The 12,608-nt window shown below is 73.7% G+C and carries 11 protein-coding genes; all 11 read right to left on the bottom strand.

Annotation, left to right across the window (positions count from 1 at the left end; genetic code table 11):
• The 11 genes from QE405_RS05360 to QE405_RS05310 all read right to left on the bottom strand — a co-directional run bounded on the left by QE405_RS05360 (window position 1) and on the right by QE405_RS05310 (window position 12,490).
• Window positions 1-537: a 3-hydroxyanthranilate 3,4-dioxygenase gene (locus QE405_RS05360; protein WP_307199181.1), complete on the bottom strand. Its 537-nt coding sequence runs from the start codon at window positions 535-537 to the stop codon at window positions 1-3.
• Window positions 534-971: a RidA family protein gene (locus QE405_RS05355; protein WP_307199180.1), complete on the bottom strand. Its 438-nt coding sequence runs from the start codon at window positions 969-971 to the stop codon at window positions 534-536. Before QE405_RS05355 ends, QE405_RS05360 begins: the two co-directional genes overlap by 4 nt.
• Entirely contained in the window at window positions 968-1,774 is an 807-nt protein-coding gene (locus QE405_RS05350) for a 2-keto-4-pentenoate hydratase (RefSeq protein WP_307199179.1), read from the bottom strand. Before QE405_RS05350 ends, QE405_RS05355 begins: the two co-directional genes overlap by 4 nt.
• Window positions 1,771-3,225 (bottom strand): 2-hydroxymuconic semialdehyde dehydrogenase, encoded by a 1,455-nt coding sequence (locus QE405_RS05345; RefSeq protein WP_307199178.1) that lies wholly within the window; start codon window positions 3,223-3,225, stop codon window positions 1,771-1,773. Before QE405_RS05345 ends, QE405_RS05350 begins: the two co-directional genes overlap by 4 nt.
• Before the next feature lie 30 nt (window positions 3,226-3,255).
• Window positions 3,256-5,166 carry an ATP-dependent acyl-CoA ligase gene (locus tag QE405_RS05340; RefSeq protein ID WP_307199177.1) on the bottom strand — a complete coding sequence of 637 codons (1,911 nt, stop codon included), beginning with the start codon at window positions 5,164-5,166 and terminating at the stop codon, window positions 3,256-3,258.
• Window positions 5,163-6,311 (bottom strand): thiolase family protein, encoded by a 1,149-nt coding sequence (locus tag QE405_RS05335; protein ID WP_307199176.1) that lies wholly within the window; start codon window positions 6,309-6,311, stop codon window positions 5,163-5,165. The genes QE405_RS05340 and QE405_RS05335 overlap by 4 nt, the downstream gene beginning before the upstream one ends.
• A 92-nt stretch (window positions 6,312-6,403) precedes the next feature.
• Window positions 6,404-7,369: an ABC transporter substrate-binding protein gene (locus QE405_RS05330; RefSeq protein WP_307199175.1), complete on the bottom strand. Its 966-nt coding sequence runs from the start codon at window positions 7,367-7,369 to the stop codon at window positions 6,404-6,406.
• Between the two features lie 75 nt (window positions 7,370-7,444).
• Window positions 7,445-8,233, bottom strand: a complete 789-nt coding sequence (locus QE405_RS05325; protein ID WP_307199174.1) for an ABC transporter ATP-binding protein — start codon at window positions 8,231-8,233, stop codon at window positions 7,445-7,447.
• Window positions 8,234-8,302: 69 nt separating this feature from the next.
• Window positions 8,303-9,124 (bottom strand): ABC transporter permease, encoded by an 822-nt coding sequence (locus tag QE405_RS05320; RefSeq protein WP_307199173.1) that lies wholly within the window; start codon window positions 9,122-9,124, stop codon window positions 8,303-8,305.
• Window positions 9,121-10,038, bottom strand: a complete 918-nt coding sequence (locus QE405_RS05315; protein WP_307199172.1) for an ABC transporter permease — start codon at window positions 10,036-10,038, stop codon at window positions 9,121-9,123. The genes QE405_RS05320 and QE405_RS05315 overlap by 4 nt, the downstream gene beginning before the upstream one ends.
• A 1-nt stretch (window position 10,039) precedes the next feature.
• Complete coding sequence (locus QE405_RS05310; protein ID WP_307199171.1) at window positions 10,040-12,490, bottom strand: cyclase family protein; 2,451 nt, start codon at window positions 12,488-12,490, stop codon at window positions 10,040-10,042.
• Window positions 12,491-12,608: the final 118 nt, after the last annotated feature.

Here is a 12,608-nt window from a genome sequence, read left to right as displayed (position 1 = left end):
TCAGCCCTTGCCGGGGTGCAGGGTCCCGCAGGCGTCGCAGGTGCGGGCGGCCTCGTCCTCGTAGAAGGCCACGAAGACGGGCGGGAGGTCCTCGACGATGTCCCGCACCTGCAGCTCGACCTCGTGGACGAGGGCGGAGCATCCGGGGCAGTACCACTGGAACTTCTCGAGGGTGCCCTCCTCGCGGATCCGCTCGATGACGACGCCGATGGAGCCGGCCTCGGGGCGCTGCGGCGAGTGCGGCAGGAACCCGGGCAGCAGCCAGGTCTCGCCCTCGCGGATGTGCACGGTGACCTCGCCGTCGGGCGTCATCACGTTGACGTGCATGTCGCCCTTCACCTGGTGGAACCACTCCTCGTAGGGGTCGACGTGGAAGTCGGTGCGCTGGTTGGGGCCGCCCACGACCTGCACGATGAAGTCGTCGCCGGTGAAGATCGCCTGGTTGTTCACCGGCGGCTGGAGCAGGTGCTCGTGCTCGGCGATCCAGGCCTGGAAGTTCAGCGGCTGGGTCACTCCGGCGGGCAGGGTCGGGCTCATGCGTGCTCCTTCGTCGTGGGGGGCTCGGGCAGGTACGCCACGGCCTGGATCTCGATCAGCAGGTGGGGGTGCGGCAGCTGGTGCACCGCGACCGTCGTGCGGGTGGGGCCGGACTCGTCGAAGTAGCCGGCGTAGACCTCGTTGTAGCCACCGAAGTCGTTCATGTTGACCAGGTAGGCGGTCACCTGGACGAGGTCGGCGAGGCTGCCGCCGACGTCGGCGAGGATGTCGCCGATGTTGTCGAGCACGGCCGCGGTCTGGGCGCGGATGTCGAGCGCGGTGGTGCCGAGCTCGTCGACCTCGACGCCCACGAAGGTGTTGTCGGGCCGGCGGCTGCTCGTGCCCGAGACGTAGACGAGGTCACCGGCGCGCTTGGCGTGCGGGAACCGCCCGCGGGGGCGGGCCTTGCCGCTGACCATGAAGGACCGGGTCACGGGGCCACCTCCCCGCCGGCGATGCCGGTGAGGTGCGCCTCGCCGAGCCCGGCCACGCGGACGACGACGTCGCCGGTGAGCAGCGGCACCGCGGCCGTGGCGGCGCCCGCGAGCACCACCGAGCCCGCCGGGAGGGACAGCCCGAGCCGCCGGCCGAGCGCGAGCAGGTGCGGCAGCGTGGAGAGCGGGTGGCCGAGGATGGCCGCCGTGGTGCCCGCGGCCGCCACCTCGCCGGCGATGGTGAGGGTGACGGGCAGGTCGCCGAGCTCCACGCCGGCGGGGTCGACCCACGGACCGATGGTGAACGCGGCGGCGGAGGTGTTGTCGGCCACCACGCGCGGCAGGTCGAAGCTGAAGCCCTCGTAGCGGGAATCGATCAGCTCGATGCCGGCGGCCACGCCGGTCAGCGCGGCCCGCAGGTCGGCGACCTGCAGGGCGGGGTCGGCCAGGTCGAGGTCACGTCCGAACCGGAACGCCACCTCGGGCTCGACCCGGGGGTGGACGAACGCGGCGAGGTCGACCGATCCGCCGTCCGGCACCTGCATGCCGTCCGTGAGGACGCCGATGATGAGCTCGTCGATGCCCATCTGGCGCATCTTGGCCTCGCTGGTGAAGCCCAGCTTCAGCCCGACCTCCTGCTCCCCCCGCTCCCGCCGGCGCTCGACGAGGCGGGCCTGGGCGGCGTACGCCTGGTCGAGGGACAGGTGTGGCCAGTCCTCCTGCGGTCGCACGGGGGTCGCGCTGCGCTGGGCCTCGTCGAGGCGGGAGGCGACGAGCTCGACGGCCGTGTCGTGGGCGCTCACAGCGTCACGCACACGTTCGTGGTCTCGGTGTAGAAGTCGAGGGAGTGCCGTCCACCCTCGCGCCCGATGCCGGACAGGCCGGTGCCGCCGAAGGGCGACCGCAGCTCGCGCAGGAACCAGTTGTTGACCCAGGAGATGCCCACGTCCATCCGCCCCGCCACGCGGTGGGCGCGGCGCAGGTCGGTCGTCCACACCGCGGCGGCCAGGCCGTAGCTGGTGTCGTTGGCCAGCGCCACCGCCTCCTGCTCGGTGTCGAACGGGATGAGCGCGGCCGCGGGACCGAAGATCTCCTCCCGCACGACGCGGTCCTCGTTGGTGAGGCCGGTCCACAGCGTGGGCTCGACCCAGAAGCCGCCGGCGAGGTCGCCGGTCATGGTGGGCACGCCCCCGCCGGTGATGGCCTTCGCGCCGGCCTGCTCCGCCGCCGCGAAGTAGCGGAGGATCTTCTCCTGGTGTGCCCGCGAGATGACGGGCCCGGTCGTCGTGGCGGCGTCGGACGGTGCTCCCAGGCGCAGGGCCCTGGCGGACGCCGTGAGGCGCTCGGCGACCTCGTCGAAGATGCTGCGCTCGACGTACACGCGCTCGGTGCACAGGCACACCTGGCCGGTGTTGGCGAAGACGGACCGCGTCAGGCCGGCGACCGTCGCGTCGAGGTCGGCGTCGGCGAAGACCAGCGCCGCGTTCTTGCCGCCCAGCTCGAAGCTGACCGGGCGCACCCGCGGGGCGACCGCCTTCATGATGCCGGTGCCGGTGGCCGTCGAGCCGGTGAAGGTCACGCCGTCCACGTCGGGGTGGGTCACGAGGTGCTCCCCCGCCGAGCCCGAGCCGAAGCCGTGCACGACGTTGTAGACCCCCGGTGGCACGCCGACGGCGTCGAGGATCTCGGCGAGGACGGTGGCCGAGCCGGGCGTCTCCTCGGACGGCTTCACGACGACCGCGTTGCCGCAGGCGAGCGCCGGCGCGAGCTTCCACGTCAGGAGCAGCAGGGGCAGGTTCCACGGCACGATGGCCGCGACCACCCCGAGGGGCTTCCGCAGCGCGTAGTTGAGCGCCTGCCCGCCGTCGGGCAGCTCCTGCAGGAAGGACTCGGTGCCCTCGGCCGCCACCACATCGGCGAAGCAGCGGAAGTTCGCCGCCGCGCGGGCGACGTCGAGGGCGCGCGCCACGCTCGCGGGCTTGCCGGTGTCGGCGACCTCGGCGGCGAGCAGGTCGTCCGCACGGCGATCGATCTCGTCGGCGATCCGGCGCAGCAGCACGGCGCGCGACGCGACGGAGGTGCGGCCCCAGGGGCCCTCCACGGCGCGGCGGGCCGCCCGGACGGCCCGGTCGACGAGGGCGGCGTCGGCCTCGTGGACCCAGGCCACCTGCCGGCCGGTCGTGGGGTCGACGTCCGCGAACGCCTCGGGTCCGGCGACGAACGCGCCGTCGATGTAGTTCTGGTAGTCACGCATGGGAGCTCCCGGTTCGCTGGGGATCGGTGGTCACGAGGGGACGCCCTGGCCGCGGGCGGAGGCGACGCGCGCGTCGCGGTCGGCCTCCCGGTCCCACGCCCCGTCGGTCCCGAGCGCGCGGAGGGCCGGCTTGCGGACCTTCCCGTTCTCGGTCAAGGGCAGGTCGTCGACGACGCGGATGAAGCGGGGAATGGCGTAGCCCGCGAGGCGGGGGCGGCAGAACGCGACGAGGTCGTCGACGTCGAGGACGCGGCCGGGCTCGGTCACGAGCGCCGCCATCACCTCGTCCTCGCCGAGCTCGGAGTCGACCGCGTAGACGGCCGCGGCGGCGATGTCGGGGTGCTGCCCGAGCACGGACTCGACCTCCGAGGCGGAGATGTTCTCCCCGCGCCGGCGGATCACGTCCTTGATGCGGTCGACGAACCGCACCCACCCGTCGGCCTCCAGGACGACGCGGTCACCGGTGTGGAACCACAGGTCCTGCCAGGAGGCCGCCGTCGCCTCGGGCATGTGGAAGTACCCCGACGCGAAGGCGAAGGGCTGGTCGCTGCGCACGAGCAGCTCCCCCGGCTCGCCGGGCGGGACCGGTGCTCCGTCCTCGTCGACCACCCGGGCGGTGAACCCGGGCTGGACGGTCCCGACGTACCCGGGCCGCTGGGAGCCCGGCCGCGTGGCGAGGACCGCGTTCGTCTCCGTGGAGCCGTAGCCGTCGAGCAGCTCGACGCCGAACCGCTCCTGGAACGGGGTCACCAGCGCCGCCGGCGTCGCCGGCGACAGGGCCAGGCGCACCCGGTGGGCACGGTCGAGCGGGGAGGGCGGACGGCGGTCGAGGATGCTCACCATCGCGCCGAGCAGGTAGGTGACGGTCGCGCCGCTCTCGACCATCTGCGACCAGAACCGGGACGCCGAGAAGCGTCCGCCCAGCACGTACGTCGACCCGGCGACGACCGCCTGGCTGAAGGCGTTGAGCGCGTTGGTGTGGAAGAGCGGCAGGCATGTGTGGAGCACGTCGTCGCTCCGCAGGCCGAGCTGCGCGCTGACGTTGCGTCCCCACCACGAGAACTGGCCGTGGGGGCACACGACGCCCTTGGAGACGCCCGTGGTCCCCGAGGTGTAGAGGATCGCGGCCGGGTCGCCCGCCCGCACGTCGGCGGCGTCGACCGGCGCCCCCAGCACGGAGGTCTCGTCGTCGAGCACCCACCGCTCGCGCAGCGCGGGCAGCGGCGGGAGGTCGTCGACCGCCGCGAGGAGCTCCGGCTCGACGACGAGCAGCCGGGCCTCCGAGTTCGTCAGCACGTGGTGCAGCTGCTCCCCACGCGCCGCGGTGTTGATCGGCACGGCGACGGCGCCGATCCAGGCGGCGCCGAGCACCAGGTCGAGCAGCTCCACCCGGTTCGCCGCCATCAGCGCGACCCGGTCGCCACGGCCGATGCCCCGCTCGACGAGCGCACCGCCGGCCCGGGACACCGCGTCGAGCATCTCCCGCGCCGTACGGCGCAGGGGTCCGCAGCGCAGGAGCGGCGCGTCCGGCGTGAGGTCCGCCCGGGCGCGCAGCAGGCCGGGCACCGTCGCGGCGCGCAGCGACGGGTCCTCGGGCAGGCGGTGGTCGTCGGCCGGGGCCGCCGACCCGCTCGGCGCGGGGTCGCCGTCGGGCCGCGGCACGTACGCCGCGGGGCCCGGGTGGTCGTCGTGGGCGACGAGGGGCAGCACGTCGCCGCTCGCGACGGTGCCGGCGCCGAGGAGCCGGCCGATCACGCGGAGCCCGGTGTCGACCTCCAGCGTCAGCAGCACGAGTCCGTCGGAGGTGCGGGTGTGGTCGGTGACGGTGCCGACGTCGACGGTCTCGTGCGCCAGCTGGGCGCTGCCGCACTCCGGGCAGAGCACCCGGTCGGGGAAGAGGGTCCGGCCGCAGGTCGTGCAGCGCTGGATCACGAGGCTCATGCCGCCTCCAGCACCGCGACGTTGCCGCACGCACCGTGGCGGTAGAGCACCATGCCGTAGCCCGTCACCACGCCGATGCGACCACCGACCTGCCGGCCGTCGGCCTGGCCCCGGAGCTGGCGCACCACCTCGACGAGACCGTGCATGCCCCCGCCGGCGCCGGGCTGCCCGGCGGACAGCTGCCCGCCGGACGTGTTGACGGGCAGGTTCCGCTCGCCCACGAGCGCCAGCAGGCGCGGCAGGTCGTCCGCCCCGGGGAGCCCGAGGTCGGCGAGCTGGGCGACGACCATCGCCGGGTAGTCGTCGTAGACGCTCACGACGTCGACGTCCGCGGGCTCGACGCCGGCGCGCTCGAACGCGCGGGGCGCGCAGGACGCGACCCCCGTGGTGAGCCCGTCACCGGCCTGGTCGTCGGTGTTGTACGTCGTGGCGACCGCGAGCACGCGCGCGCAGCGGCCGCTCGCCCGGGTCTCGGCGGCCACCACCACGGCGTCCGCGCCCGTCACGGGCGGCACGCAGTCGTAGCGCCCCAGGGGCTCGGAAACGGTCGGCGCCGCGAGGTACTCCTCGAGGGCGAGGGGCGTGCGGTAGACCGCTCCCGGGTTGGCCACCGCCCACGCGCGCTGGGCCACGACGAGGCGGCCGTAGTCCTCCCGCGCCAGGCCGAACCGGTCCATCTGGCGACGGGTGAGCATCGCGAAGAGCGCGTTCGGACCCGTCATGGGCAGCGGGGCGAGGTGCTCCGCCGTCGCGCGGTTGTAGCGCCGCACCATCTCGACGTGCACCTCGCGGTCCATGAGGTCACCGGCCACGAGCACGACGACCGACGCGTCGCCGGCCTCGACGGCCCGGACCGCGTGCTGGAGCATCCCGCCCGCGCTCGCCCCGCCGTTCGTGTCCTGCATCAGCCAGTCGACCCGCAGGCCCAGCCGCCAGGCCAGGTCGACGGCGTGGTCGGGCTGCAGGGTGAAGCTGGACACCCCGAAGCCGTCGACGTCGGCGGTGGTCAACCCGGCGTCGGCCAGCGCGCGGCGGACCGCGTCGCCGAGCACGCCTGCCGTCGTCGTACCGGCCGCCGGGTGGCGGGTGTACGGCGACTCGCCGGCGCCGACGACGGCGACGCCTCCTGACGTGGTGCTGCTCATGGTTCCTCCTGTGGGAGCCGCCCCGAGGGCGGCCCCCGACGTGTCGCGGTGGGGTGCGGGACGTGGCTGTCCCGCGCGGGACGGGCGGTCGGTCAGCCGAGGTCCCGCCAGAGGTCGGAGGCGTCGAAGGCCTCCTCGATGAGGCCGACCTCGGCCATGAGGTCGATGACGTCCTGGACGCCGGCGGCGTCGTACTCCGTCTCGTAGGCCGGGAGCCCCATCGTCTCGGCGGTCGCGGCCGACATCTCCGTGTTGGCGGGCATCTGCGCGACGGCGACCGCCCGGGGGTCCTCCTCGAGGTCCTCGACGGCCCGCGCCATCGCCGCGCGGAAGCCCTCGACGACCTCCGGGTCGTCCTCGAGCGTCGACGTCGAGGTGGCGAAGAGCCCCTGCGGTCCCTCCTGGAAGCCGATGGCACGCACGTCGAGCTCGGCCTTCGTGGCGCTCAGCGTGGGCTCGGTCTGGAAGATGCCGTCGACGTCCCCCGCCTCCAGCGCGGCCGCCATGTTGGCCTGCGGGAGCTCGACGAACTCGACGTCGTCGTAGTCCAGGCCCTCGTCGAGCAGCACCCCGCGGAACCAGATGTCGCCGACCGAGCCGAGGCTGGGCGTGGCGAACTTCTTGCCCAGCATGTCGGCGGGCTCCTCGATGGAGGAGTCGGCGAGCACGTAGAGCCCGGCCTGGTAGTCCGCGGTGCCGGCGATCGCCGGGGCGGCGATGGTGACCGGGAGGTCGGAGGCGTAGGCCGTGATCAGCGACGGGTACGAGACCAGCGCGAGGTCGGTGCTCCCCGAGACGAGGGCGTTGATGGTGGTGGCGCCGTTCGCCGCCGGCGTCAGCTCGACGGACAGGCCCTCGTCCTCGAAGTAGCCCTCGCTGATCGCCTGGTAGACGGGCAGCGAGTCGCCGACGGGCGGGATCGACAGCGTCACGCGGGTCAGGCCGTCGGCCGTCTTGTCGTCGCCGTCACCGCCGCAGGCGGCGAGCGTGACCGTCGCGAGGACGACCGCGGCGCTCGACGCGGTCACGCGGCGCAGGATGGTGGAGGTGGTGGTCATGGGGTCTCTCCTGTGGGTTCTCCGAGACTCGGGGTCGGCACCTCGTCGGGCCGGGGGTGCGTCGGGGGACGCGGTTCAGGCAGCCAGGCCGCCGGGACCGGCCTGGCGGATCAGGCGGGCGACCTCGCCACGGGTGGTGACGAAGGCCCCCTCCTCGCGGGTGGTGATCTGGTCGCGCGGGAAGGCGAGCGGCACGGTGACGTCGGCCGTCTGGACGGTCGGCGCCTTGCTCAGGGAGAGCACCCGCGTGCTCAGGTAGACGCTCTCGTCGACGTCGTGGGTGACGAAGAGGATCGTCATGTCGAACTGCTCGCGCACCCGGAGCAGCAGGTCCTCGAGGTCGGAGCGCGTCTGCGCGTCGACCGACGCGAACGGCTCGTCCATGAGCAGGAGCTGCGGGCGCATCGCCAGGGCACGGGCGATCGCGACGCGCTGCTGCATGCCGCCCGAGAGCTGCCAGGGGTAGCGGTCGGCGGCGGCCGCGAGGCCGACCGCCTCGAGGGACTCGGCGGTGCGCTGGCGCCGCTCGGCCTTCGGCACGCTGCCCAGGAGCGGGAACTCGACGTTCTCCCCCACGCGTCGCCAGGGGAAGAGCGAGCCCCGGTAGTCCTGGAACACCATGGCCAGTCCCTGCGGCACGCCGTCGATCACGGTGCCGCCGAGGGCGACGGTGCCCCCGCTGGGGCGGAGCAGGCCGGAGAGCGAGCGGAGCAGCGTGGTCTTGCCGCAGCCCGACGGACCCACGATGGAGACGAACTCGCCGCGCTCCACGGAGAAGGTCAGGCCGTCGAGGACCGTGTGCTCGCCCTGGCGGGTCTGGTAGCTGTGCCGGAGGTCGGTGACCTCGAGGAGGGCAGGGCTCATGGAGATTCCGTCCTTCGGTTCGGTGGGTGCGAGGGGGGCGGGCCGCGGCGGGCGCCGCGGCGGGGTCGGTCAGTCCTGGACGGCGGCCATCAGGCGGTGCCAGCGCAGGAGCCGGGTCTCGACGCCCGAGAGGAGCAGGTTGGCGACGTAGCCCAGGAGCGAGAGCGCGACGATGAACGACCACATCGCGACGAACTGGAACGACCGCTGGGACTGCGTGAGGCCGAAGCCGATGCCGTCGGTGGCGGCCACCAGCTCCGAGGCGATGAGCAGGATGATCCCGAGCGACGTGGAGACGCGGAGCCCGGCGAAGATGCCGGTGCTCGCCGCCGGGAGGATGACGCGGAAGAGCAGGGCGGGCCGGGAGACCCGCGCCACCTTCGCGTTGTCGATGAAGCACTCGGGTACCTGGCGCACGGCGCTGTAGGTGTTGAACAGGATGGGCCAGACCGCGCCGAAGGCGATGAGCGAGACCCGCATGCTCGTGCCCGTGCCGACGAGCACGAGGGCCAGCGGCAGCAGCACGGGACCGGGCAGGGCACGCATGAAGTGGAGGAGCGGCTCGAGGTACTCCGCCACCGTGCGCACCCGGCCGAGGACGACGCCGAGGGAGATGCCGACGGCCCAGGCGAGCAGCAGCCCGAGGGCCAGGCGCTGGAGGCTCGGCGTGACGTCCTGGAAGAACGCGTCGGTGAGCACCCCGCCCGACAGACCGGCGGAGAACCAGCGCTCCCGGATGTCGTCGAGGATCTCGAGCGGCGTGGGGAAGAAGGCCGAGTCCGAGCGGACCGTGGCCAGCTGCCAGGCGGCCAGGAGCACGACGGCCCCGATCCAGCCGATGGCGAAGCGGGTGACGCGCACCCGGAGCCCGGAGGCGACGGCGGTGCTCATGCCTCCTCCCGTCGGGCCCAGGCCGCGAACCGCGTCTCGAGGGCGCTCACGGCGCCGTTGATGAGCAGTCCGAGGCTGCCGGCGATGAGCACGCCCGCACAGACGCTGTCGATGCCGCCGGGGAGCATGCTCTGCTGCAGCAGCCAGCTGCCGAGGCCGGCGGTGCTGCCGCCGATGAACTCGGCGCCGACGCAGAGGATGAGCGCCACCGACACGGTGATGCGCACGCCGGTGAGCACCGACGGGATCGCCGAGGGCCACACCACGCGCACCGCCACCTGGGTGGGCGACCACCCGAAGGAGCGCGCCGTGGCGCGGGCGGTGGAGTCGGTGGCGTGCACCCCGTGGATGGTGTTGATGAGCAGCGGCCACACGCAGCCGAGCGCCACCACGGCCGCCTTCATCTCCAGTCCCTGCCCGGCGACGAGCACCAGCAGGGGCACGAGGCCCACGGGGGGCAGGGGGCGGAGCAGCTCGATCACCGTCGAGCTCACCAGGTAGAGCCGGTCCGAGAGCCCCAGCAGCATGCCCAGGGGCAGGGCGATGACGAGCGCGAGGAGGTAGCCGACCAGGGAGGCCCAGAGGGTGGCGCCCACGTTCCCGAGGAAGGTGGGGTCGACGACGAGCTCGGCGGCCCGCGCGATGGTGGTCGACGCGGGGGGCAGCGCGTCCCGGGGCAGCAGGTCGAAGCGCGCGACGACCTCCCACAGCAGCAGCGTGCCGAGCACGCCCGTGGCGCCGCGGCGCAGCACCCGGCCACGGCCGGCCGTCGTACGGCGCGGTCGGCGCGCCGCGCGTCGCTCCGGTGGTCCGGCAGCGGCCGGATCGGTGGTCACGGGCGGTGGTGCCGCCGTGACGCTCGTCGTCGTCTCCACGTCGTCCTCCATCAGGGATCGGGCAGACCGGTCGGGCACGTCAGTGACCGAAGGCCTCGTGCAGCCACCAGGAGCCCTCGCGGGAGAGCACCTTGGCGTCGATGACCATGGGTCGGGTCGGTCCCGACGAGACCCAGTCCTTGACCGCGGCCAGGTCGGCGGTGTCGCGCACCGTGACCGCGTCGCAGCCGTGACCCCGGGCGATGGCGGCGAGGTCGCCGTCGGGGAAGGTCACGTGGTCCAGCGGCTCCCCCGCACCGAAGTGGTGCACCTCCGCGCCGTACATGGCGTCGTCGTAGACCACGACGAGCAGGGGCAGGCCCAGCCGCACCGCCGTCTCGAGCTCGGAGATGCCCATGAGGAACCCGCCGTCGCCGACCCCGACCACCGGGAGGCGGTCCGGCCGGGCGAGGGCCGCGCCGATGCCGGTCGCCAGGCCGAGGCCCACCGACTGGAACGCCTGGGTGAAGCAGAAGCCGTACTCGTCGGGGACGTCGAGGTACATGCTGGGGAACCCGAGGAAGTTGCCGGAGTCGACCGAGACGATGCGCTCGGTCGGCAGCAGGTTGTTCAGCTCCGTGGTCAGCGCGCGGGGGTCGACCAGGCCGTCGGCGGACTCGTCGACGATGTCCAGCTGGTTCCACCGCAGCCCGGAGCGGATCCGCTCGCCGATCTCGGGAGTGCGGTAGCCGGTGCGCACCGGCTCGTCGCGGTCCGCGAGGAGCCGCGTCGTGGCGGCGGCCGTGGGCGCGACGCCGCCCCAGAGGCCGAGGTCGACGTCGCGGTTGCGACCGATGGCCGACGGGTCGATGTCGACCTGCACGACGGTGGCGTCGGGGGCGATCAGCCGGCCGTGCCGCATCGTCCACATGTTCAGCGCGCAACCGAAGCCGACGACGAGGTCGGCGCCGGCCACCAGCTCCGCGGTGAGCGGCGAGCTGAAGCCGCCGGAGACGTCGATCCCCCAGCGGTCGTCGTTGAACATGCCGCGGGCCACCGCCGACGTCGCGAGCAGCGCCCCGGTGCGGGCGGCGAGCTCACGCAGCGCCTCCTTCGCGCCGGGCGAGCGGCTGCCGCGCCCCGCGACGAAGACCGGACGCTCGGCGGCGAGGAGCAGGTCCGCGAACCGCTCGAGCTCCTCGAGCGCCGGCTGCGGCGGGGCGACGGGCACGAACTGCCGCGTCGCGGCGTCGTCGGGGAGGAGCCGGTCCTGGACGTCGATGGGGACGTTGAGCACGACCGTGCGGCTCTGGTCCTGGCAGGCGGCGAACGCCCGGGCGACGTCGACGAGCGCGGTCTCGGGGGAACGCACCCGCATCGCGAGGGCGCCGGCACCGACGGCCATGGCGGCCTGGTCGATCGAGAAGTTCGACGTCGGCTCCGTCGCCTCCGCCGTCAGCACGAGCAGGCGCGTCGAGCTCTTGGCCGCCTCCGCGATGCCGGTGAGGGCGTTGGTGTAGCCGCAGCCCTGGTGCAGCGAGAGCACCGTGACCTCGTCGGACATGCGGGCGTGGGCGTCGGCCATGGTGGCCGCACCGCCCTCGTGCCGCGCCGCGACGAAGCGGGCGCCGCGGGCGGTCATCGCGTTGGTGTAGTGGAAGTTGCCGCTGCCCACCACGCCGAACACGGTGCGCACGCCGAGGTCGACCAGCAGGTTTCCGATGGCATCCCTGACCAGGGTCACAGGACTGCTCCGTTCGTTCGAGGGACGAGGGCCACGACCCGGGCGGGGCTGCCGGACCCGCCGACGATGGGCAGCGGGGCGACGATCACCGCCGCTCCGGTCGTGGGCAGCTGCGACATCTGCTGCAGCTGGGTGAGGCCGTACTTGCCGGCCCCGAGGAGGTGGTGGTGCACCGGGAAGGCCGGCTCGAAGCCGAACGCCTGGCCGGCATCGGTGCCGACCGTCTCGACACCGAGACCGAGCACCCCGCGTCTCCTCCGCGAGCCAGCGGGCGCACTCGGCGGTGAGGCCCGGCGTGTGGGGACCCTGCTCGTCGGCGTTGAGGAACAGGTCCTGGTCGTGCGACCGGGCGGCCCAGCCCGTGCGGTAGAAGAGCCAGCCGCGGGGCAGCGGGCCGTGCTCGGCCTGCCACTCCTCGAGGTCCTCGACCGTCAGGAGGTGGTCGGGGTCGGCGGCGACCTGCGCGGTCCGGTCGACGACCGCCACCGGCGCCACCAGGCGGGCCGGCGGCACCTGGGAGACGTCGCCGTGCTCGACGCCGGTCACCCAGTGGCACGGGGCGTCGAAGTGGGTGCCGACGTGCTCGCCCGTGTGAATGCCGTTCTGGTAGGAGGTCTCGCCGCGCTCGTCGTACCGGGCCAGCTCCTCGAGCGTGAACCGCGGGATCGGCGCCATGCCCTCGGGGAGGGGCAGGACGGGCGTCGCGGAGGACAGCGGCGCGGTCATGTCGACGACGTCGACGGCGCCGGAGGCCAGCGCCGAGAGGAGGTCGGCCACCGGCTCGGGGGTGGAGGAGGGGCGGTGCATGGCCACCATCCTTGGCGTGGCCCACGCCACGGCGCCAATACCGAAGGAGGGTTTGACATAACCTGCCGGGTATATCCAGACGCCGTGCTACAACCAGATTGCAACCGTCGCTCAGGGA

This window comes from Nocardioides zeae (assembly GCF_030818655.1).
Lineage (GTDB): Bacteria > Actinomycetota > Actinomycetes > Propionibacteriales > Nocardioidaceae > Nocardioides > Nocardioides zeae_A.
Note: the sequence above shows the minus strand (reverse complement) of the source record. Positions and strands in the feature narration are given on the sequence as shown.